The 19810-nt window shown below is 68.2% G+C and carries 19 protein-coding genes; 14 read left to right on the forward strand and 5 right to left on the reverse strand.

Annotated features, from left to right (window positions below; genetic code table 11):
- Positions 1-36 precede the first annotated feature (36 nt).
- Positions 37-1170 carry an FMN-dependent L-lactate dehydrogenase LldD gene (lldD, locus tag ACO2Q5_RS21195; protein WP_423294778.1) on the reverse strand — a complete coding sequence of 378 codons (1134 nt, stop codon included), beginning with the start codon at positions 1168-1170 and terminating at the stop codon, positions 37-39.
- Positions 1167-1961 carry an FCD domain-containing protein gene (locus ACO2Q5_RS21200; RefSeq protein ID WP_423294780.1) on the reverse strand — a complete coding sequence of 265 codons (795 nt, stop codon included), beginning with the start codon at positions 1959-1961 and terminating at the stop codon, positions 1167-1169. Before ACO2Q5_RS21200 ends, lldD begins: the two co-directional genes overlap by 4 nt.
- A gap of 377 nt (positions 1962-2338) precedes the next feature.
- Between ACO2Q5_RS21200 and ACO2Q5_RS21205 the strand changes: the two genes are divergently transcribed.
- The 14 genes from ACO2Q5_RS21205 (at position 2339) to ACO2Q5_RS21270 (ending at position 17395) form a co-directional block, all read left to right on the forward strand.
- The gene (locus ACO2Q5_RS21205) at positions 2339-3286 is read left to right on the forward strand and encodes a glutathione S-transferase family protein (RefSeq protein ID WP_423294782.1); all 948 of its coding nucleotides are present in this window, start codon (positions 2339-2341) and stop codon (positions 3284-3286) included.
- Positions 3287-3377: 91 nt separating this feature from the next.
- Positions 3378-4304 carry a succinylglutamate desuccinylase/aspartoacylase family protein gene (locus ACO2Q5_RS21210; protein WP_423294784.1) on the forward strand — a complete coding sequence of 309 codons (927 nt, stop codon included), beginning with the start codon at positions 3378-3380 and terminating at the stop codon, positions 4302-4304.
- 129 nt (positions 4305-4433) lie between these two features.
- Positions 4434-5144 (forward strand): GntR family transcriptional regulator, encoded by a 711-nt coding sequence (locus ACO2Q5_RS21215; RefSeq protein ID WP_225027393.1) that lies wholly within the window; start codon positions 4434-4436, stop codon positions 5142-5144.
- A 258-nt stretch (positions 5145-5402) separates the two neighbouring features.
- Positions 5403-6290: a tripartite tricarboxylate transporter substrate-binding protein gene (locus ACO2Q5_RS21220; RefSeq protein WP_423294786.1), complete on the forward strand. Its 888-nt coding sequence runs from the start codon at positions 5403-5405 to the stop codon at positions 6288-6290.
- A gap of 49 nt (positions 6291-6339) precedes the next feature.
- Entirely contained in the window at positions 6340-7230 is an 891-nt protein-coding gene (locus tag ACO2Q5_RS21225) for a substrate-binding periplasmic protein (protein ID WP_423294788.1), read from the forward strand.
- Between the two features lie 13 nt (positions 7231-7243).
- Positions 7244-7915 (forward strand): amino acid ABC transporter permease, encoded by a 672-nt coding sequence (locus ACO2Q5_RS21230; RefSeq protein ID WP_423294790.1) that lies wholly within the window; start codon positions 7244-7246, stop codon positions 7913-7915.
- On the forward strand, positions 7912-8583 hold the full coding sequence (locus tag ACO2Q5_RS21235) for an amino acid ABC transporter permease (protein WP_423294792.1): 672 nt from the start codon (positions 7912-7914) through the stop codon (positions 8581-8583). The genes ACO2Q5_RS21230 and ACO2Q5_RS21235 overlap by 4 nt, the downstream gene beginning before the upstream one ends.
- On the forward strand, positions 8584-9357 hold the full coding sequence (locus tag ACO2Q5_RS21240) for an amino acid ABC transporter ATP-binding protein (protein WP_423294794.1): 774 nt from the start codon (positions 8584-8586) through the stop codon (positions 9355-9357).
- Positions 9357-11615: a GMC family oxidoreductase gene (locus ACO2Q5_RS21245; protein WP_423294796.1), complete on the forward strand. Its 2259-nt coding sequence runs from the start codon at positions 9357-9359 to the stop codon at positions 11613-11615. Before ACO2Q5_RS21240 ends, ACO2Q5_RS21245 begins: the two co-directional genes overlap by 1 nt.
- Positions 11612-12778 (forward strand): NAD(P)/FAD-dependent oxidoreductase, encoded by a 1167-nt coding sequence (locus tag ACO2Q5_RS21250; RefSeq protein ID WP_423294798.1) that lies wholly within the window; start codon positions 11612-11614, stop codon positions 12776-12778. The genes ACO2Q5_RS21245 and ACO2Q5_RS21250 overlap by 4 nt, the downstream gene beginning before the upstream one ends.
- Position 12779: 1 nt before the next feature.
- The gene (locus tag ACO2Q5_RS21255) at positions 12780-14738 is read left to right on the forward strand and encodes an FAD-dependent oxidoreductase (protein ID WP_423294800.1); all 1959 of its coding nucleotides are present in this window, start codon (positions 12780-12782) and stop codon (positions 14736-14738) included.
- A gap of 7 nt (positions 14739-14745) precedes the next feature.
- Positions 14746-16041, forward strand: a complete 1296-nt coding sequence (locus ACO2Q5_RS21260; protein ID WP_423294802.1) for an NAD(P)/FAD-dependent oxidoreductase — start codon at positions 14746-14748, stop codon at positions 16039-16041.
- Positions 16042-16063: 22 nt separating this feature from the next.
- Complete coding sequence (locus ACO2Q5_RS21265; protein ID WP_225027887.1) at positions 16064-16456, forward strand: hypothetical protein; 393 nt, start codon at positions 16064-16066, stop codon at positions 16454-16456.
- A 54-nt stretch (positions 16457-16510) separates the two neighbouring features.
- A complete protein-coding gene (locus ACO2Q5_RS21270) occupies positions 16511-17395 on the forward strand; it encodes a creatininase family protein (protein ID WP_423294804.1) in 885 nt (294 codons plus the stop codon).
- A gap of 69 nt (positions 17396-17464) precedes the next feature.
- On the opposite strand, the gene ACO2Q5_RS21275 is transcribed toward ACO2Q5_RS21270, so the two are convergent.
- From ACO2Q5_RS21275 to ACO2Q5_RS21285, 3 genes are all read right to left on the reverse strand, one after another.
- Entirely contained in the window at positions 17465-18226 is a 762-nt protein-coding gene (locus tag ACO2Q5_RS21275; RefSeq protein ID WP_423294806.1) for an SDR family oxidoreductase, read from the reverse strand.
- Entirely contained in the window at positions 18226-19152 is a 927-nt protein-coding gene (locus ACO2Q5_RS21280) for a dihydrodipicolinate synthase family protein (protein ID WP_423294808.1), read from the reverse strand. The genes ACO2Q5_RS21275 and ACO2Q5_RS21280 overlap by 1 nt, the downstream gene beginning before the upstream one ends.
- Position 19153: 1 nt before the next feature.
- On the reverse strand, positions 19154-19810 hold a 657-nt coding region (locus ACO2Q5_RS21285; protein ID WP_423294810.1), incomplete at its 5' end, for an amidohydrolase family protein.

Consider the following 19810-nt stretch of genomic DNA (forward strand, 5'->3'; position numbering starts at 1 on the left):
TCCCCGCGGGGAAGGCGCCACGGGCCGGCCGCCGGATCAAATCACCAGCGCGCTGCGGTCGATTTCCGCGATGGATTTCACCCCGGTCAGCGCCATGGCTACCCGCATTTCCTTGGCCACAAGGTCCAGCATGTTCTGCACCCCCGCCTCGCCCGCCGTGGCAAGGGCATAGATGAAGGCGCGGCCCATCATGCAGCAATCGGCCCCAAGCGCCAGCATCCGCACCACATCCAGCCCCGAGCGCAGCCCGCTGTCGGCCAGAATGGCCAGATCGCCCTTCACCGCATCGGCAATCGCCGGCAGCGCGCGGGCCGAGGACAGAACCCCGTCCAGCTGCCGCCCGCCATGGTTCGACACGACGATGCCATCGGCGCCGAATTTCACCGCATCGCGGGCGTCCTCGACATCCAGAATGCCCTTGATGATCATCGGGCCCTTCCAGAAATCGCGGATCCATTCCAGATCCTTCCAGCCGATCGAGGGGTCGAAATTCGCTCCCAGCCAGCCGATGTAATCCTCCAGCTTGGTCGGGCTGCCGCGATAGGCCGAGATATTGCCCAGATCATGCGGCTTGCCCTTCACGCCCACGTCCCAGGCCCATTGCGGATGCAGCGCCGCCTGGACGAACTGGCGCATCTTGGCATTCGGCCCCGACATGCCGGAATGCGCATCGCGGTAGCGCGCGCCCGGCACCGGCATATCCACGGTAAAGACAAGCGTGGTGATCCCCGCCGCCTGTGCGCGCTCCAGCGCGTTCTTCATGAAGCCGCGGTCCTTCAGCACATACAGCTGAAACCAGATCGGATTGGGCGATTGCGACTGCACCTCCTCGATCGGGCAGACGGAGACGGTGGACAGCGTGAACGGCACCCCGCGCGAGGCGGCGGCCTTCGCAGCCTGCACCTCGCCGCGGCGGGCAAACATCCCCGTCAGCCCGACCGGCGCCAGCGCCACCGGCATGGCCAGCTGCTGGCCCAGAACCGTGGTCTCAAGGCTCAGCGCCTCGACATTGCGCAGAATGCGCTGGCGCAGCGCGATGTCGGACAGGTCCGAGACATTGCGGCCCTGCGTGTATTCCGCATAGGCCCCGCCGTCGATGTAATGATACAGGAACGGCGGCAGGCGGCGGCGGGCGGACCGGCGATAGTCGGCAATCGAAGAGATGATCATGGCTTGGTGCTTTCGGGGGTAAGACCGGCCGCGCGGGCGGCATGCGCGCGGGCCGTGCGGGCCAGATCGTCGTCGATCCGGCGGATGGTGGTTTCGACAAAGTTCAGATGCGCGTCCGAGGCGGCCCGGGCCGCCTCCGGCTCGCCCGCGGCAATGGCCTCATACAATGCCAGATGCTGGCGATAGAGCACCCCGGCCATCTGCGGCGCCTGAAACAGCTTCTCCCGGCTTTCCGAGATGGTCGCTTCCAGCAGGCCGAACAGGCTGGACATGACCTGACGCAGGACGGCGTTCTCGCTGGCCTCGGCGATGGCAAGGTGAAAGGCCGCATCGTTGCGCGCCTCGGCCAGCGGATCTGCTGGCACCGCATCCGCCTGCATCACATCCAGCGCGGCGCGGATGCGGGCGCGGGCGGCGGCATCGGCGCGCTGCGCGGCGTGATAGGCGGCGGTGCCTTCCAAGGCCAGCCGGATTTCCATGACATCATGGCCATAGCCGCGATGCCGCGCCAGAAGCGGCGCCAGCGGCGCGGCGATGGTCTCGCGCGCCCAGATCCGGGGGTCGGGCTGCGCCACGGTCAGGCCGGTCTTGCGCACCTCGACCTTGCCGCGCGCGGCCAGCCGGCCGATGGCCTCGCGCAGCGCCGTGCGCGAGGCGCCCAGCTGTTCCGACAGCGCGCGTTCGGACGGCAGCCGCGCCCCGGGCTGCAGCCGCAGGGACGCGATCATGCGCTCAAGCTCGGCCTCCACCCGGGTGGAAACGCCGGTGCGGGCCGGTTCGGGTCCGGTCACGACGCGGCCCCCCGCCAGCGGCGCCACGGCTCTGAGATCTGCGGTCGGATCAAAAGCGCCCCCATCTGGTATGACCAATATGGATCATCGGCGCCGTGCTGAAGCGATTTCATGATTCAGTCAAGAAAATATTGTGTACCTTCATAAATCAGGCCCCAGAAAGCGTATGCGCCCGTATCAGAAGGCGCGATCAGACTGGATCTGAGGCCCGTTGGTCCGCCATCTGGTATGACCAAGTGGCCCGCCTGCAGATGCTGTCCTGTCTCCCTGAGGTGTCAGCCCCGCCGCACAGGACTGACACCCGCCCCGCGCTGCGGTTGCAAAGACCGGCCGGATGCGGTCCTGATGGGCCGGACCACCCCAGCAGGAGAACCGCGATGCTTGTCGATGGCAAATGGACCGAGAACTGGCAGCCGGTGCAGGCGACCGATGCAAAGGGCGGCTTCGTCCGCCAGACCTCCAGCTTCCGCAGCTGGGTGACGCCGGACGGCAGCGCAGGCCCCACGGGCGAGGCGGGCTTCACCGCCGAAGCCGGGCGCTATCACTTGTATGTGGCGCTGATCTGCCCCTGGGCCAGCCGCACGCTGATCGCGCGCAAGCTGAAAGGGCTGGAGGAGGTCGTCTCGCTGTCCGTGGTCGAGCCCGAGCTTGGCGATCAGGGCTGGCGCTTTGCCGTGCCCGATCCGGTGACCGGGGCCACCTATATGCACGAGATCTACAGCAAGGCCGATCCGCATGTGAACGGCCGGGCCACGGTGCCGGTGCTGTGGGACAAGAAGACCGGCCGTCTGGTCAACAACGAATCCGCCGAGATTCTGCGGATTTTCAACACGGGGTTCGGGGATCTCGCCTCCGGCCCGGACCTGTATCCGGCGCCCCTGCGCGCGCGGATCGACGCCCTGAACAGCCGGATCTATCCGCGGCTGAACAACGGCGTCTACCGCGCCGGTTTCGCCACCACGCAGGCCGCCTATGAAGAAGCGTTCCGCGATGTGTTCGCCGAATTGGACCTGCTGGAGGAGGAGCTGGCCGCGGGCGGGCCCTGGCTGACGGGGGAAAGCTTTACCGAGGCGGACATCCGGCTTTTCGTGACGCTGGTGCGGTTCGATGCGGCCTATCACGGGCTGTTCAAGACCAATCTCCGCCGGATTGCCGACTACCCCGCATTGTCGGCCTATCTGGCGCGGACACTGGCCCTTCCCGGGGTGCGAGAGACGGTGAACATCGACCATATCAAGCGCGGATATTATTCGATCAAGCGGCTGAACCCTGTGGGGATCGTGCCGGTCGGCCCCGCCCTGCCCTGGCTTTCGCCGGAGGCGTGACCGGGTTTCGGCCCCGCGCGGGGTTTTAGGTTGCACGAAGTTACGGCTTCTCATATTTCATCAGAAATATCAGAAGCAGACCGAAGCCGCCATGTCCCCGCAGCCCGCAGCCCTTGCCGCCCCATCCGTCCTGCCCTCTGCAGAGATGCCACTCTGGACCGAGATCGGGTCGGGCGACGGGCCGACGGTCCTGCTGACCGGCGGCGTTCACGGCGACGAATACGAGGCGCAGGTCGTGCTGCGCCAGCTGGCGGCGCGGATCGACCCCGCCCGGCTGACCGGACGGCTGCGCATCGTGCCCATCGTCAACCATCCGGCTGCCTGTGCGGGGCTGCGGGTTGCGGCCGAAGACGGGCAGAACATGAACCGGGTGTTCCCGGGCCAGCCCGACGGCACCCTGACCGAGCGGATTGCCGACTGGCTGGTCACCCGCATCTTTCCGGGGGCAGATCTGCTGATCGACGTGCATGCCGGGGGGCGGGATGTCGCTGTGGTGCCCATGGTCTTTGGCTTTTCCTCGGCCAGTTGCCGCATCGGGCCAGAGGCGCTGCGCCCGATCCTGCACGGCTGGGGCTACCGCTTCGTGCAGCATATGGACTGCGTTCCCGGCACGATCTGCCATGCGGCATTGCAGGACGGGCTGGCCTCGGTCGAGGTGGAGGGCGGCGGCGGGGCCCTGCGCAGCGATGCGCTGGAGGTCATGACCGGCGGCATTCTGAACGGGCTGGTGGCCTGCGGCGTGATGGCCGGGACCGTGCCCGCCTTTGACGGGATCGAATTCGACGTGCCGGAAAGCGCGCAGATCTATGCCCCGGCCCGCGGCGTGGTGGAGCATGTCGTGCCTTTGGGCGCCCGGGTGGAGGCGGGGCAGACGATCGCGCTTCTGCATGTGCTGGACGGGCCCGCCGGGCCGCCCCGGCCGATTGCCGCGCCCGGGGGCGGCATCGTGCTGCGCCAAAGCCAGAGCGCCTGGCTCGCGCAGGGGCGGCAGATCGGGAATATCGGCATTCCGCGATGAATCTGCACGGGATTTGCGAGGGAAGCTTGATATATTCCTGGAATATCAGATAGGCTGGTCACAGACCGCATCCGTCCCGCACGGCTGTTCTGTCACGCTGAAACCGCACCCCGGGGGAGGGGGATCGACTTGGACGCCGCCGCAAGCAGGAAACCGCGCCAGAAGAAGACGGCAAAGCCCGTCTCGCTGACCGGCAAGGTCTATGAAATGCTCCGGTCCGAAATCCTGACCTGCGCCCTGCAGCCCGGACAGGAAATCAACGAGGCCGAGCTGGCCGAACGGTTCAAGATCTCGAAAACCCCGGTGCGCGAGGCGCTGTCGAACCTGCGGCAGGAGGGGCTGGTGCGCACCTTCCCCCGCCGCGGCTATCAGATCACGCCGATCACCTTCGGCGACATGAACGAGCTGTTCGACATCCGCACCATTCTGGAGGCTGGGGCCGCCGAAATGGCCTGCATGCGCGTCACGGCCGAACAGATCGACCAGCTGAACAAGCTGGCGGATGTGGCCTATGACCGCGGCGAACAGCCCAGCCTTGGCCCCTTCGTCAGCGCGAACCGCGAATTCCACCTCGCCATCGCCCGCGCCTCGGGCAACGGGCGGCTGGAGGATCTGCTGTCGCGCCAGATCGACGCGCTGGAACGGTTCTTCTACCTTGGCGCACAGTTGCGCGATGTCAGCAGCGAAACCACCATCTCTCACCATGAGATCGTCGAGGTGCTGTCCCGGCGCGATCCGGTGCAGGCGCGGCAGATCATGATCCGCCACAATGACCAGACGCGGCAGGGGCTGATGCAGGCCCTGACCAGCAGCCGCGCCTTCGGCAGCATCAGCCTGTAACGGCAAAGGCCCGACCCGCCGGGTGATTCCGGCTTTTCGGGCGTTACGCCGGCCTGCGGAAGCGGCAGCCGACGGGCTGATTGCCGCAATTCGGGCATATGGCCGGGCCGGTCAGAAATCTTTCCACAGAGATGCATCTTTATGCGCATTTCGGCGCCGTTTGCCGGAACAGCAGGCAGGGAAAAGGCATCTCTTGGATTGACGTAAGAAATATCAGACGTAACATCACAAGAAATCTGAACTGCCGGAAGACTGCTGATGACGCCCCCCGAGACTGTCGAATTCATCATTCACGGACCGCCCGGATCGGCCCCGCCCGTCCTGGCCGAGGCCTTTGCCGCCGGGGTGGCAGAGGCCGCTGCAGATGACCGCAGCTGGCAATTCGTGCCGCGGGGCGACGATCCCGGTGTCGATTCCATGAATCTGATGATCACCCGGCCGGGGGCAGAGACCATGATCTCGACCTGCACGCCCGTATTCATACAGGCCCCGCTGCTGCGCGGCATGGCACTGACGCACCGGGACCTGACTCCGGTGGCGCGGCTGGTGGCGGACCGCTTCTTTCTGGTCTGCCGTGCCGATGCGCCCTGGGCCGATGCGGCGGATTTCCTGCGCGACATCGGCCGCCGCACCACCCGGACGGGCGGGTATTTTCTGGGCGGGATCAACCACCTCCTGTCGCTGTCCATCGCAAAGGGCGCCGCGGCGGATGTGGAATTCATCGTGGTCCCCAGCGAACCCGCGGTCTGGAACGGCCTGATCGAGGGCACGCTGGACTGGGGCTGCGGCGTGGCCGCCGAAATCCTGCCGCATGTCGAGGCGGGCACATTGCGGGTGCTGGCCGCGCTGGATGACGCCCGCCTGCCCGCCTTTCCCGACGTGCCCACCCTGGGCGAGGCGGGCGTGCCGGTGACGTTCCAGCTGTGGCGCGGGCTGATGGCACCGCCCGGCGTGTCGCCCGAGGCGCAGGCCCGCTGGCATGCCATCATCGAAAAGGTCCGCGGCACCCGGGCCTGGGCGGATTATCTGGCCCGCAACGGGCAGGCCGATGCCTACCTGCCCGGTCCCGCCTTCTGCGCATTCCTTGACCGCGAATGGGACTGGTACCGCAGCCATCTGGGGCTGGCCGGGCTTTTGCCGGGCTGACCCGCACCGAAGAAGACCAGACAAAAACACCAACCGGGAGTTTCAACAAATGATCGCGCAGACGACCAAAGCCCTGATCTCGGCCGCGGCCCTTGCGGCCGGGCTGACCGCCCTGCCCGCAAAGGCGCAGGAGGCCGCCGCCACGACCGCCTTTGAAGACGCGATCGGCGCGCCGCAGCCGTTCCTGAACTATCCCAAGCCCTGGCCGCTGAAGCATCTGATCAAGGATGGCGTCCTGACGGTCGGCACCACCGGCGCCTCTCCGCCCCGGACCTTCGTCGATCCGGTCTCGGGTGAGCTGAGCGGGTCCTATGTCGAGCTTTTCGGCAAGCTGGCCGAGGATCTGGGGCTGGAAGTCGAATTCGTACAGCTGGAATGGGCGGGCATCCTGCCCGGTCTGGCCGCGGGCCGCTTTGACATCGCCTGCGACGGCGCCTCCTGGAATGCCGAGCGTCTGGGGTCGGACCAGTTCCTGATGACCTCGCCCACCGGGCTGAATGCCACGGTCGGGATCACGCTGAAATCCTCGGGCATCACCACCTTCGATCAGGGCGGCTTTACCCTGGGCGGCGTGCGCGGCGAAATCTATTTCGAAGGCGCAAAGACCAAGCTGCCCGAAGCTGAATCCATCGAATTCCCCGGCCTGCAGGAATCCCTGCTGGGGCTGCAGAACGGGCAGGCACAGGTCATCGTGATGAACCTGTCGAACGCGCTGTCCACGCTGGAATCGGCGCCGAACAAGGATGATCTGGTGATGGTCGGCCCCGCGCTGGAGGTCTTTGCCCAAAGCCTGTGCGTGAACCCGAACGAGCCGGATCTGCTGGTGGCTGTGAACACCCTTCTGGGCAATTACCGCGCCGATGGCACGCTGGCGGAACTGGTGGGCAAGCATGCCACCTCGACCGCCGAGGTCGATCTGCTGAACCGCATCGGTTACTGAAGGCTGCGTCGGCATGGAGCTTGATTTCAGCGGCGTGCCGACCGTCTGGCCAGCGCTTCTTCGCGGGGCGCTGGTCACGCTGCAGCTGACCGTCGCCGTCCTGCTGATCGCGACACCCATCGGCTGCGTTCTGGCGTTGCTGCGCAATGCCCGCTCGGCCCCGGTGCGCGGCGTTCTGATGACACTCAGCTGGATCTTCCGCGGCATCCCGCCGCTGCTGATCCTGTTCTTCGCCTTCTTCGCGCTGCCGCTGATCGGACTGAAGCTGAACCCCCTGCCCTCGGCCATCGTGGCGATGTCCAGTTACATGGCCTTCTACTTTGCCGAAGCCTTCACGGCCGGGCTGAACTCTGTCCCGGCCGGACAGTGGCAGGCGGCCCGCGCCCTTGGCCTGTCGCCCGCGCGGACGCTGATCCGGGTGATCCTGCCGCAGACCATTCCCGCCGCGCTGCCCCCCTATATCAGCCACGCGACCGAGATCCTGAAGGGCACCGCACTGGCCGCGGCGGTGGCCGTGCCGGAGCTGGCCTCAGCCGCGAAGCGGGTCTTCGTGGTCACCTACCGGCCGCTGGAAATCCTGATCGTGGCGGCGGCGATCTATGCCGTGCTGGATGCGATCCTGCTGATCCTGCAGATGGCCGGGGAACGCTGGGCCGCCCGGCGCCGGCGGGGGGGCCGCACATGAACCCCGCCCGTCTGATCGAATACTGGCCGCAACTGTGGGAGGGGCTGCTTGTCACCCTGCAGATTTCGGCCGCGACGCTGATCCTTGCCACCCCGGTGGCGCTGCTGATCGCCATCCTGCGCGAGGCACGGGTGCCGGTGGTGAATGCCCTGCTGATCGTTGCGGTCAATGCGGTGCGGCTGCTGCCTGCGGTGATCGTGCTGTTCTTCGTCTTCTACGGCGGCCCGCAGCTGGGGTTGAGCCTGTCGCCCATGGCTGCGGCGATCATCGGCTTATCGGTGATGGGTGCCGCCTATATGAGCGAGGATATCCGCGCGGGCCTGTCCGCGGTGGACCGCGGACAGTATCAGGCGGCCCGCGCGCTTGGTCTGTCGCCGGTGCGGATCTTCTGCCGCATCATCATTCCGCAGGCCATTCCGCTGATCGTGCCGCCCTATATGACGCGGGCGATCATCATGGTGAAAGGCTCCTCGCTGGCCTCGATGGTGGCAGTCGGAGAGCTGACCGCCGCGGCCAGCCGGGCCTCGTCCATCACCTATGATCCGTTCACCTTCATCCTCTTCGCCGGGGCGCTGTATCTGATCATCAGCGGGGTGCTGGTGCTGTTTCAGGCCTGGGCGGAACGACATCTGCGGCGGCGCTACCGCCTGACGCCCGGAGGGCGCTGAATGACGCATGTTCCTCATCATGTGGAAGAGCGGCTGATGGTTCAGGCCATCAACCTGAAAAAGACCTATGGCACCTATGTCGCGCTGGAGGATGTCAGCCTGTCCGTCCGCAAGGGCGAAGTGCTGGCCATTGTCGGCGGCTCCGGCTCGGGCAAATCCACGCTGCTGCGCTGCCTGAACTTCCTGGATCCTCCGGATTCGGGCGAGGTGATCGTGGATGGCCGCCAGATGGGCGCTGCTTTGGGCGAACGGGCCCTGCGCCGCCGCCGCGCCGACATCGGCATGGTGTTCCAGCAGTTCAACCTGTTCCCGCATTTCACCGTGCTGCAGAACCTGATCGAGGCGCCGATGGCCGTGCGTGGCCTGTCGCGCAAAGAGGCCGCTGCCCGCGCCCGCGATCTGCTGGCGCAGGTGGGGCTGGCCGACAAGGAAGCGCGCTTTCCCTCGGAATTGTCGGGCGGGCAGCAGCAGCGGGTGGCCATCGCCCGGGCGCTGGCGATGGAACCGCAGGTGATGCTGTTTGACGAGCCGACCTCGGCACTGGACCCCGAACTGGTGGAAGAGGTGCTGAACGTCATGCGCAATCTGGCGGCGCAGGGGATGACCATGCTGGTCGTGACGCATGAGATGCAATTCGCCCGCGATGTGGCCGACCGGATCGTCGTCTTCGATCAGGGCCGCATCGTCGAACAGGGCCCCACGGCAGAGGTGCTGCGCAATCCGCAGCATCCGCGCAGCCAGGCCTTCCTGAAAAGACTGCTGAGGACCTCCTGATGACGGATGCCAGCCTGCCGGAGGCGGCGCCGCTTTCCCCCGCCGAAAGCCGCACGCTTGATGCTTTGTTCGACCGGATTTTTCCGCCGGGCGGGGACGGAACCCCCGGCGCGGTAAAGATCGGCGCGGCGGATTATGTCCGTGCGGCACTGGCCGGACCCTATGCCGGGTTCGTTGCGGAATATCGCGCGGTCCTGTCCGCACTGGATGCCGCGGCCGCGGGTGATTATGCGGCGGCCGCAGAGGCGGTGCAGGATGACATTCTGGCCGCATTCGAGGCCGGCACCCTGCCCGGCCTGCCGCAGAACCCGGACCGCAGCGCTTTTGACCTGATCTGGCGGCATCTGCGCGAAGGGCTGTTCTGCGATCCCGCCCATGGCGGCAACCGCAATGCGGCGGGCTGGGCGCTGATCGGCTTTCCGGGCGCGCAATTCGGCTATACCGCCGAGGATCAGCAGGCCGGGCGCAGGATCACCCGCGCTCCGCAACCCATGGCGCAGCTGCCGCAGGATGCCCGGCTGCCCGATGCCCCCGAAACCACCGATGCCACCGGCCCGGTCGAGGCGCCCGATGTGCTGATCGTGGGTGGCGGCGCCGTGGGCAGCTTCATGGCGCACCGTCTGGTGCAGGCTGGCAAGACCGTGGTGATCCTTGAGGCGGGGGGCCGCCGCTCCGGCCGGGAACATGCGATGGACGAGCTTTCCGCCACCGCCTTCCGCAACATCGGCGGCGCGGAAAAGTTCAATGACGAGGTGCCGACCTGGCGCCTGCGCCCCGGCCAGCCCGCCCGCCGCGCGGTGATGAGCCAGGGTCTGGAAACCGCGCTTGGCGGCAATTCCATCGCCTGGGGGGCGGTGGCGATGCGGTTCTATGAAGACGATTTCCGCGTCCGGTCCGCCACCGTAGCGAAATACGGCGAGGACAGCATCCCGGCGGACAGCACATTGGCGGACTGGCCGATGTCCTATGCCGATCTGGAACCCTATTACGACACGGCGGAACGCCTGCTTGGCGTGTCGGGCCATGCCGGGGGCAAGGCGACCTTCGGCCGCCGCAACCGCGGCAACCCGTTCGAGGGGCCGCGCAGCCGCCCCTATGCCATGCCCGCGCTGCGAACATCGGGCCTTGGCCAGATGTTCGCCGATGCCGCCGAAAGCTGCGGCTACCATCCGTTCCCGCTGCCCGCCGCGATCCTGACCGCGCCCTATGAGGGGCGGCACGCCTGCACCTATTGCAGCTTCTGTTCGCGCTTCGGCTGCCATGTGGATGCCAAGGCCTCGGCCCAGAACACGGTGCTGCCCAAGGCGCTGGCCAGCGGGCGGCTGACCGTGCTGACCGGCGCACGGGTGATGGAGATCCTGACCGAGGAGGGCCGGGCCAGCGGCGTGGCCTTTCTCAGCCGCGACGGCCAGCGCCATGTGCAAAAGGCGCGGACGGTGGTGGTGGCAACCTATGCCTTTGAGAACACGCGCCTTCTGCTGTTGTCCCGGGATGATGCGCATCCGCAGGGCCTTGGCAACACGTATGGACAGGTCGGCCGCCACTACCTGACGCGGCAGCAGCCGTCCGTTCATGCGGTGTTCGACACGCCGGTGAACCGCTTCATCGGGCCGACCGCGCAGGCGATGGCGGTGGCCGATCTGTCCTGCGACCATTTCGACCACACCGGGCTTGGCTTCATCCGCGGCGGCCGGATCGCCGCCTTCAACCAATATCTGCCGATCGAGGCTTCGGGCGTGCTGCCCCCCGACGTGCCGCGCTATGGCCGGGCCTGGCGCGATTTCTTCGTGGGCGCCTATGCCCGCACGGCCATGCTGTTCATCGACCCGGAAATCCTGCCGTCCGACAACAACCGGCTGGATCTGGACCCCGAGGTGAAGGACGCCCATGGCCGCCCGGTCGTGCGCATCACCTTTGACGTGGGCGAGAACGAGAAGAAGATGATCCCCTATGTGCAGGATCGTGCCGTGCAGATCGCCGAGAAGATGGGGGCGGTCCGGATCTGGCGCCGTCCTGTGCTGACCGGGCCGATCAGCACCCATGACACCGGCGGCACAAGAATGGGGGATGACCCGCGCACCTCGGTCACCGACGGGTTCGGGCGGGTCCATGATACACCCGGACTGGTGGTGGTGGGCGGGTCCAGCTTCGTCTCGCTGCCGCCGGTGAACCCGGCGCTGACGATCCTTGCGCTGTCCCTGCGCGCGGCGGACGGCATCCTTGCCGATCAGGCGGCGGATGCGGAGGTGGCGGCATGACCCGCCCGGATGTGATTGTCGCCGGGGCCGGGATCATCGGCACCATGATCGCCTGGCATCTGGTGCGGAACGGCGCGCGGGTCGTGCTGGCCGATCCGGCCCAACAGCCCGCCAGCGCCAGCAGTGCCACATGGGCCAGTGCGGGCGGATTGCGCCGTCAGGGCCGCAGCGCCGCCGACCAGCCGCTGACCCGGATCGCCGCCGCCCGTTGGCCCGGGACGGAGGCGGAGCTGGAGGCCGATCTGGAGGTCAGCCTTGGCGGCCACCTGCATCTGACCGAAACCGAGGCGGGGCTGGAGGTGATCCGCGCCCGGGTGGCCACGGACCGGAACGCCGGGCTGGAGATTGAACTGGTCGAAGGCGCGCATCTGCGCGAGATCGCGCCCGAAGTGACGCCCCGCGCGCTGGCCGGGGCATGGACGCCGGGCGACGGGCAGGCGCATCCGGGCCGCGTGGCGCGCGCGGTGCTGGCCGCCTTTCTCCGCGCGGGCGGAGAGGCGCGGCTTGGCGCCCCGGTGCGGCTGACCCGGGGCGCGGCAGGCGTGACCGGGATCACCACCGGCCCCGACGCGCTGGAGGCACCGCTGACCATCGTGGCTGCCGGGGCATGGAGCCTTGAGCTGCTGGCCGGACTGGGCCTGACGCTTCCCCTGCGCTGGCGCGCGCTGACCATGCTGCTGTCGGACATGGCGGTGCCCGGTCTTCTGGCCCCCACGGTCACCGCCGTGGGGCGGAATCTGTCGCTGAAGCAATTGCGTTCGGGCCAGTTCATGCTGGGCGGCAACTGGATGTCGCGCCCCACGGGGCAGGGTCTGCAGGCGCTGCCGGTGGATACGCATATGTCGGAACAATGGTCGACCGGCGTGGCGGTGATGCCGCGGCTGGCCCGGCACCGCATGGTTCACGCCTGGGCCGGGGCCGAGGCGCAATCGCCCGATGGCAACCCGCTGATCGGGCGCATGTCGATGCCGGGCCTGTATCTGGCGGCGGGGTTTTCGAACCACGGCTTCCAGATCTCGCCCGCCGTGGGGGCAGCGGTGGCCGAGGATGTGGCTCGGGGCGGGCACCCGCTGTTGGTGCCGTTCGATCCGCACCGGCTGGATGCCATGGACCGGGACGCGCTGGCGCGGTTCCGCTCTGCCCCCATCCTTGCGGTGGCCTGAGATGAGCGCCTTTCCCAACCTCCTGTCCCCCATCCGCCTGGGCAAGGTCGAGGTCCGCAACCGTGTGGTGCTGACCGGCCATGGCACCGGCATGCCGCAGGACGGCACCCCCAATGACCAGCTGATCGCCTATTACGAGGAGCGTGCGAAGGGCGAGACCGGGCTGATCATGCTGGGCTCACAGCAGGTGCATCCGTCCAGCCCCGGCATCACCGGACTGCTCTGCAACTATGACGACCGCATCATTCCCGGCCTGTCACGGCTGGCGCGGCGGGTGCAGGCGCATGGCACGCGGGTCTTCGGCTATCTGTCGCATATGGGGCTGGCCACCTCGGCCCGGCCGGTGCCGCTCTGGTCGGCCTCGGCCACGTTCGAGGGGAAATATGCCGAGGTGGCCCATGCGATGACGCATGAGGAAATTGCCATCATCGTGCAGGCCCATGCCGATGCCGCCCGCCGCTGCATCGAGGCCGGGCTGGACGGGATCGAGGTCCATTGCGGCCACGGCCTTCTGGTGCAGCAGTTTCTGTCGCCGCTGACGAATTTCCGCACCGACGCCTATGGCGGGCCGCCGGAAAACCGCGCCCGGTTTGCCATGGAAATCCTGTCCGCCGTGCGCCGCGCCATCGGGCCGGATATTCCGCTGGGCATCCGCTGCTCGGGCGATGAGCTGGTGCCCGGCGGGCTGACCAGCGGGGATATGGCGGCCATCGTGCCGCTTCTGGTGACGGCCGGGGCGCTGGATTACGTCGATGTCAGCGCGGGAACCGATGGCGATCTGGTGTCCAACATGCTGCATGAGCCGCCGATGGGCCTGCCCCCCGGCCCCTACCGCCCGGTGGCGCGGCGCATCCGCGATGTGGTGGATGTGCCGGTGATCCACGGCACCCGCATCCATACCGCCGAATTCGCCGAAGAGATGCTGGCTGCGGGCGATGCCGATATGGCGGGGATCGCCCGCGCGCTGATTGCCGATCCGCATATGGCGCGCAAGGCGCGGCTGGGACAGGCGGCACAGATCACCCCCTGCATCGGCTGTGAGCAGGCCTGCTTCGGCCGGCTTTACCGCGGGCGGCACATCAGCTGTGTCGGCACCCCCCGCACCGGGCGCGAGACGGTTCACCCCGAACCCGCCCGTGTGGTGGCCGCGCGCCGTGTGCTGGTGATCGGCGGCGGCCCTGCGGGGATGGAGGCGGCGGGCCTTGCGGCCGAACGCGGCCACCATGTCACGCTGGCCGAGGCGGGTGCAGAACCGGGCGGGCGGATGGTCACCGCCGCCCTGCCGGACGGCCGCGGCGAATGGTTGCGCCTGCGCGACAGCAAGGCGGACCGGCTGCTGCGGGCGGGGGTCACCCTGCGGGTGAACACCCGCGCCGATGCCACATTGATCGCGGAACTGGCCCCCGATGATGTGGTGCTGGCCACCGGCGCGCGGCCGCGGCCACTGACGGTGCCGGGGGCCGAAACAGCGCCGCTGATGGATCTGGATGCGGCCGTGCTGGACATGGCCGCGGGGGGTGCAGGCATCGGGCCGCGCGTTCTGATCGTCGATCACCTGAACCGCGCCCCGGGCATGGCCGCCGCGCTGATGTTCGCCCGCGCGGGCCGCAATGTCGAACTGGCCACCATGGCCTTTCATGCGGGCGAAAAGCTGGAGATCCAGAACCTCAGCTATTTCCAGCGCGAATGCCTGCTGGCGGGGGTGACCTTCCGGCCCACCGTCACGCCCCATCGCTTCGACGGCGGCGCGGTGGAGTTCTACAACATCTTCACCCGCACCGTCACCGGCCATGGCCGGTATGACACCATCGTCGCCGTACTGCCCGGACTGGCCGAGGACAGCCTCTTGCCGGTGATCCGCGGCATGGGCCTGCCCGTCCGCGTGATCGGCGATGCCTATGCCCCGCGCGACATCGAAGCCGCCATTCTGGACGGGTTCGAAACCGCCATGACGCTGTGAGGGGATGATGACCGAAGCCACCGGCTCTCTTTGGGAAGCCATCACCCCGCCTGCCCCACCCTTTGCGCCGCTGGACGGCGCCGTCACCGCGGATGTGGTGATCGTGGGGGCGGGGTTTCTGGGCCTGTCCGCCGCGCTGCATGCGGCCATGGCCGGGCTGGATGTGGTCCTGCTGGAAAGCCACCAGCCGGGCTTTGGCGCCTCGGGGCGGAACACCGGCTTTGTGGTGCCCAGCCTCAAGGCCTCGATCGGACCAACCGATGTGGTCCGCGCCATGGGAGAGACCCATGCCGACCGCCTGCTGCGGCTGGTCGCCGGGTCCGGGGCAGAGGTTTTCGGCCTGATCGCCCGCCACGGCATCGACTGCGGGGCCGTGCAGAACGGCTGGCTGCAGCCCGCCCATTCCCGGCAGGCCGAGGCGGCGCTGCGGGGCCGCCTGCCGCGCCTCTTGCAGGCGGGGGTGGATGCCGACTGGCTGGACCGCGATGCCATGGCCGCCCGCACCGGCATTGCGGGTCTGCATGGCGGCATCCGCGTCGCCTCGGGCGGGCAGATCACGCCTCTGGCCTATGCGCGCGGACTGGCGCGGGCGGCGGTGGCCGCCGGGGTCCGGCTGCACGGCGACAGCCCGGTCACGGCGCTGATCCCCGATGGTGCGGGCTGGCGGCTCAGCACACCCGGCGGACAGGTCCTGGCCCGCCGGGTGCTGATGACCACGAATGCGCTGATCGGCGATCTGCTGCCGGACCTGCGCGCCTCGGTCATCCCGGCGCGGGTGTTCCAGATCGCCACACAGGTGATGCCCGGCAGCCTGCGCCAGAGCCTGCTGCCCGACATGGCCCCGGTGGCCGATACCCGCCGGCACACCTTTGCCCTGCGCTGGTCACCCGACGGGCGGCTGGTGACCGGCGGCATGGTGCCGCCGCTGCCCGGGCGGCTGGCGCTGGCCCGGCGGCAGTTCGCTCGGCGGCTGGCGCGGCTGGTTCCCGGCCTGCCCCCGATCCGGGCCGATTATGCCTGGACCGGGGTGATCGCCGGCACGCTGGATTTCCTGCCGCGGATGATGCGCCTTGCCCCGGGGCTGGAGGCGGCCATCGGCTGCAACGGCCGCGGTGTGGCCCTGACCACCGCCCTTGGGCGCGAGCTGGGGCCCTGGCTGGCCGGGCGCATCCCGGATGATGATTTCGTGCTGCCCGTCACGGCGGCGCGGCCCGTTCCCTTCCGCAGGATCGCCGGGCTTGGCCCCGATCTGATCCTGCCGGTCTGGAGCGCGCACGACGCCTTTGAAGCGCGCTTCCGCTAACCCCATCCAAAGGAGAACCGACATGAGCGAAGACACCCCCGGCGGCAAGATCAAATGGTCGCGGCAGGAAGATGTGGCCCTGACATGGGTGCACAAGGGGCAGGAATTCAGCCACCGCCTGATCACCAAGAAGCTGCACGGCTCCTCCATCTCGTTCCACATCACGACCTACATGCCGCATTTCGACGTGATGGTCGAAGGCGACGGCGTGCATGAGGTGATCCTGTATTGCCTGCACGGCTGGTCACGCCAGATCATCCAGAACCCCGACGGCACCGATGGCGAAGAGCATATCTTCAAGCCGGGCGATGCCATGTATCTGCCGGTCAACTACCGTTACCGCCATATCATCGGCGAAGCGGGGCTGGTCATCGCCGTGGCCGCCAACCCGTCCAAGGAAGCGGGAGACATGTAAGGACGGCGTGGCCCGCCCGACCGGCGGGCCGCCCCTGCAACCGGGACAAAGACCATGACAACACAGCGCCATTTCGCCCCGCGGGATCTGATCTGGGCCGAACTCAGCCGCACCGAACTTGCCGCGAAGCGCGAGGCGGGGGCCCTTGTCATCGTGCCGACCGGCGCGATCGAACAGCACAGCGACCATCTGCCCGTGGAAACCGATGCCCTGCTGGCCGTCGCAATCTGCGAACTGGCCGCGATGCGGGTGACGGCCGCCGAGGTGGTGGTGGCCCCGGTCGTGGCCACCGGCTTCTCGCCCCATCACCAAAGCCTGACGGGCACGATCAGCCTGCGGCTGGAAACCTATCTGGCCGTGCTGGGCGATACGGCGCGGTCGATCCTTGCCTCCGGCTTTCCGCGGGTGCTGTTCGTGAACGGCCATGGCGGCAACAGCGCGCCGCTGCGCGCGCTCTGCGGTCAGCTGGTGACGGATGGGCTGGCCGTGGGGATGGTCGATTACTCGGCGCCGGGTGAAAAGCAGTGGCTGGCGGCGCTGACCGGCGGGCTTCTGCGGTCGGGCCATGCCTGCGAGCAGGAAACCGCGCTGATGATGGCCCTGCATGAAGGCGAGGATCGCGCCCGCATCGTCCAAGGCGCCGCGGACCTGCCGCCGCGGGTGATCCAGCCCTGGATTCCGCCCGGCCATCCCGAAGATCCGCTGACCGCCTTTGGCGGCGGCTGGCCGCCGGTGTTTCAGGCCGATGATTGCGGTTATTACGGCGATCCGGGCGCGGCCACGCCCGAGATCGGCGCCGCCGTGCTGGAGGCGACGGTGGCCGGTCTGGCGGATTTCCTGAACGCCTTTGCCAGCACGCCGCTGCGCCTTGGCATCGCGCGCGACCCGTCCCGGCCGGGGATCAGCCCCGCGCTGAAGCCACGCCGGACTGCGGAATAAGAAAAGGGCGGCCTTGGGGCCGCCCTTGCCGGTTTCAGGAGTGGTGGTCTTCGAAAATACCGGGGCCTGTCAGAGGTTGCGCAACAGCCCGCCATCCGCCCGGATCATCGACCCGGTGACATAGCTGGCCTGTGCGCTGGCCAGAAAGGCCACGACGGCGGCGAATTCCTCGGGCTTGCCATAGCGGCCCGCAGGAATGGCGGCACGGCTTTCCGCCTCTACCTGTTCCAGCGTCTGGCCGGATTTGCCCGCCTTGCCCTGATCCAGTTCGCGCACCCGGTCGGTGGCGATGCGGCCGGGCAGGACCATGTTGACGGTCACGCCCTTGGCCGCAACCTCGGCCGCCAGCGTCTTGGACCAGCCCGCCACGGCGCCGCGCACGCCGTTCGACAGCGCAAGGTTCGGGATAGGAGAGATCACGCCCGAAGAGCCGATGGTGATGATCCGGCCCCAGCCCCGTGCTACCATCCCCGGCAGAACCGCATCGGTCAGCGCAAAGACCGGGGTGGCCATGGCCGCAAAGGCCGCCTGCCATGCGGCCGTGCTCTGGCCTGCGGCAGGACCTGCCGCCGGACCGCCGCAGTTGTTGACCAGAATGTCGATCCCTTCCGCGGCCATCCGCACCCCAAGAGCCGCCACCGCCGCAGGATCGGTCAGATCCACCGCCACCGGAAGGACATCCAGCCCGCCCGCCCAGTCCGGCAGCGCGCCCTTGCGCGAGGCGGCAAAGACCTGCGCGCCCTCTTCCGCCAGAAGCCGTGCGGATGCGGCCCCAAGGCCGCGGCTTGCCCCCAGAACCAGCGCCTTGCGGCCCGAAAATCCGTAATCCATCAGCCCAGCTCCCTCAGGCGTTTCGTCTGGCGGTCCAAGAGCCGGTCCACCTCGGCCCGGGCCACCGGGTCCAGCACCGCGCCCGGCTGGCGCTGCGCATCGCAGGCAATAGCGCCGCGTTTGGCCAGAACATGCTTGCGCACCGCCAGCCCGACACCGGGCTGCTGCTCATAGCGCACCAGCGGCAGATAGGCATCGAACAGATCCTGCGCGCGGTCCATCTGGCCCTTCGACGCAAGCTCTGTCACCTGCACCAGCATTTCCGGGAACCCGAAGCCCGTCATCGCCCCGTCCGCCCCGCGGGCCACCTCTTCGGGCAGGAACACCCCGCCATTGCCGCACAGGACAGAGATCCGGCGCCGCCCCTTCGCCTCGGCCGCGCGCAGGCGGGAGATCTTGGCCAGACCGGGCCAGTCTTCATGCTTCAGCATCACGATCTGCGGCAGATCGTCGATCAGGCGGCCCAGCAGGTCATCACTGATCTGCACCGTGGTGGCCAGCGGGAAATCCTGCAAAACCACCGGCACATCGGCGCCCAGAAAGCCACAGGCCTGCCGGTAATAGGTCAGGATCTGCGCATCGGTGCGCAAGGACATAGGCGGGGCGACCATGACCCCCGCCGCCCCGCGGGCCATTGCCTCCTGCCCCAGTTCCGCAAGCGCCGCCAGCCCGGGGGCCGAGACACCCACCACCACCGGCTTGCCCTGCGCCCGCGCGATCACCCGGTCGATGACCAGAAGCGATTCCGCCTGCGTCAGCTTGGGCGCCTCGCCCATCATGCCAAGGATGGTCAGCCCGTCGGCCCCGGCCTCCAGATAGAAATCGGTCACCCGGTCAAGGCTGTCCAGATCCAGCGATCCGTCCTCGCGGAAGGGGGTGACCGAAATCACGAAGACGCCGCGCGCCTCTGCCGTCAGCGGTGCCATGTCAGCCTCCATACCAGCCCGAAGTGGTGCGCGGCACGTATTGGCCGGTGCCCGCCCGATTTACGATTTCGGCCCCGTCCCAGGCCAGTGCGCCGCGCAGCCAGGTGGCGGCGACGCGGGCGGTGAAGGTCTCGCCATGGAACGGGCTCCAGTTCAACCCGTCATGGGCCTGCGCCTCATCCCAGACGAAGCGGCCCTGTTCCAGCACGGCGAAATCGGCATCGCGACCGGGAACGATGGCGCCCTTGCGGTCATCAATCCCGAAGAACCGCGCGGGCCGGGCGCAAAGATAATCCGCCGTCCGCGCCGCCGCCTCGGGCCCCTGCCCCTCCATCAGGGTGAAGAAGGCGGGCAACAGCGTCTCCAGCCCCGGCACCCCGGCACCCGCATCGAAGATCGAGGCGGTCAGCTTGTTGTCGATGGGCCAGCTGGAATGGTCGGAAGAGACGAAGGCCACCTGATCCGCAGCCATGGCCTGCCAGAGGCCGCCGATGGCGCCCACCCGGATCGGCGGGTTCACCTTCATCCGTGCGCCCAGCCGTTCACCGTCGCGGGCCGCGTCGAACCACAGGTAATGCACGCAGAGTTCCCCCGTGGCGCGCGCGCCCATGCGGGCAAAGGCCTCGGTGATGCCGAACCCCTCGCCCGTGGTCAGATG

Source organism: Neotabrizicola sp. VNH66, assembly GCF_049445895.1.
Lineage (GTDB): Bacteria > Pseudomonadota > Alphaproteobacteria > Rhodobacterales > Rhodobacteraceae > Pseudogemmobacter.

Bases quoted from the DNA above. Each gene is read 5' to 3' on its own strand.
- lldD (WP_423294778.1), bottom strand. From the start codon at position 1,170: ATGATCATCTCTTCGATTGCCGACTATCGCCGGTCCGCCCGCCGCCGC.
- ACO2Q5_RS21205 (WP_423294782.1), top strand. From the start codon at position 2,339: ATGCTTGTCGATGGCAAATGGACCGAGAACTGGCAGCCGGTGCAGGCG.
- ACO2Q5_RS21210 (WP_423294784.1), top strand. From the start codon at position 3,378: ATGTCCCCGCAGCCCGCAGCCCTTGCCGCCCCATCCGTCCTGCCCTCT.
- ACO2Q5_RS21220 (WP_423294786.1), top strand. From the start codon at position 5,403: ATGACGCCCCCCGAGACTGTCGAATTCATCATTCACGGACCGCCCGGA.
- ACO2Q5_RS21225 (WP_423294788.1), top strand. From the start codon at position 6,340: ATGATCGCGCAGACGACCAAAGCCCTGATCTCGGCCGCGGCCCTTGCG.
- ACO2Q5_RS21230 (WP_423294790.1), top strand. From the start codon at position 7,244: ATGGAGCTTGATTTCAGCGGCGTGCCGACCGTCTGGCCAGCGCTTCTT.
- ACO2Q5_RS21235 (WP_423294792.1), top strand. From the start codon at position 7,912: ATGAACCCCGCCCGTCTGATCGAATACTGGCCGCAACTGTGGGAGGGG.
- ACO2Q5_RS21240 (WP_423294794.1), top strand. From the start codon at position 8,584: ATGACGCATGTTCCTCATCATGTGGAAGAGCGGCTGATGGTTCAGGCC.
- ACO2Q5_RS21245 (WP_423294796.1), top strand. From the start codon at position 9,357: ATGACGGATGCCAGCCTGCCGGAGGCGGCGCCGCTTTCCCCCGCCGAA.
- ACO2Q5_RS21250 (WP_423294798.1), top strand. From the start codon at position 11,612: ATGACCCGCCCGGATGTGATTGTCGCCGGGGCCGGGATCATCGGCACC.
- ACO2Q5_RS21255 (WP_423294800.1), top strand. From the start codon at position 12,780: ATGAGCGCCTTTCCCAACCTCCTGTCCCCCATCCGCCTGGGCAAGGTC.
- ACO2Q5_RS21260 (WP_423294802.1), top strand. From the start codon at position 14,746: ATGACCGAAGCCACCGGCTCTCTTTGGGAAGCCATCACCCCGCCTGCC.
- ACO2Q5_RS21265 (WP_225027887.1), top strand. From the start codon at position 16,064: ATGAGCGAAGACACCCCCGGCGGCAAGATCAAATGGTCGCGGCAGGAA.
- ACO2Q5_RS21270 (WP_423294804.1), top strand. From the start codon at position 16,511: ATGACAACACAGCGCCATTTCGCCCCGCGGGATCTGATCTGGGCCGAA.
- ACO2Q5_RS21275 (WP_423294806.1), bottom strand. From the start codon at position 18,226: ATGGATTACGGATTTTCGGGCCGCAAGGCGCTGGTTCTGGGGGCAAGC.
- ACO2Q5_RS21280 (WP_423294808.1), bottom strand. From the start codon at position 19,152: ATGGCACCGCTGACGGCAGAGGCGCGCGGCGTCTTCGTGATTTCGGTC.